The 1,146-nt window shown below is 38.7% G+C and carries 1 protein-coding gene; it reads right to left on the bottom strand.

The window, feature by feature from the left end; genetic code table 11:
* Positions 1–50: 50 nt before the first annotated feature.
* Positions 51–1,061: an IS1595 family transposase gene (locus tag EI161_RS14440; protein ID WP_192520968.1), complete on the bottom strand. Its 1,011-nt coding sequence runs from the start codon at positions 1,059–1,061 to the stop codon at positions 51–53.
* Between the last annotated feature and the right edge of the window lie 85 nt (positions 1,062–1,146).

Raw genomic sequence — 1,146 nt, 5'->3', positions numbered from 1 at the left:
CTAGCTTTATCTAAATAAAAAGATAGAGTACAGCCCAACAGCCTTAATGGTTAGACAGGTACAGCAGGACGACTAGACAAATCAGCAGTCTTGCTTGTGCATAGCGTGTTACGAATAAAATCTAGCAGTACGGACTCTTTACTCTCTGATGACCCTTTAGCAAAATTAACAAAGTTATGATACACAAGGTAGTTGTTCAAATACTTAGTAGCCACACCCTTAAAGCGGTGCGTTATCAGGTCTTTAAGCCTACTGTGGTAGTTATTGACCATTTGGATATTGAATAAGCCATTACTGCGTTTCTTAGTAGCAATACGGATGTGATTTAGCTCCATATCCAGTGATAGTTTTTGATAAGGACGCAGCGAGTCAGTAACAAATACTGAGTTTTTTGAGATATTGCCATCTAATACTTTCTGCAAGTCTTTTAATGATGGTTTGCCTAGGTTTGATATCTTAGCAACGGATAGACCATCTAAGTTGACGGCACAAGGAACGCAAACCTTTTCTGTTGATAAGCCACGCTTACTCGCCTTAGTTCCTCGCTTATAGGCTATACGTGGCAATTTAAAAGACTTGTGATTACCCTTATATGATATTGCGGTAAATGTTTCGTCAGCTTGCACGACACCATCAAGCTCAACGTCAGTCATCATATTTTGTAGCGCATCAAGTATCTTGTGTCGCCATGCAAAGGCGGTAGCCAAATTGATATCACATATTTTGGCGCATTTGCGTAAGGGGTACTTCTCAATCATACAGTGGATATACTTTTCCCAAACCTCAATGCCTTTTTGCGAGTTGTATAATATAGTGCCTGTTTGCTCAACAAATGATTTTTTGCAGTCACGGCACAAGTAGCGTTGGTTGTTGCATTTAGTGCCATTTTTGACGAAATGGGTAGAGTCGCAATGAGGGCATTTTGATACCTCTTTAGCTGCAATAACTTTTTCAAGAGAATTTTGACCTGAAATATCACCAAGAAAGAGCTGTTTTTCTTTCTCAGAAAGGTTGTTGAATAACTGTTTGAGAATGTCGATGTTTTTTGTGGCGGTTGACATGGTTAAACCCTTATAAATCAAAGCCTGTAGAGTCATTATATCATTTATCAATAAGTTATATCAACACACTATTAAAACAGAGCCT

This window comes from Psychrobacter sp. FME5 (genome assembly GCF_014861375.1).
Lineage (GTDB): Bacteria > Pseudomonadota > Gammaproteobacteria > Pseudomonadales > Moraxellaceae > Psychrobacter.
Note: the sequence above shows the minus strand (reverse complement) of the source record. Positions and strands in the feature narration are given on the sequence as shown.

Coding starts and splice junctions, on each gene's coding strand:
- EI161_RS14440 (WP_192520968.1), bottom strand. CDS start 1,061: ATGTCAACCGCCACAAAAAACATCGACATTCTCAAACAGTTATTCAAC.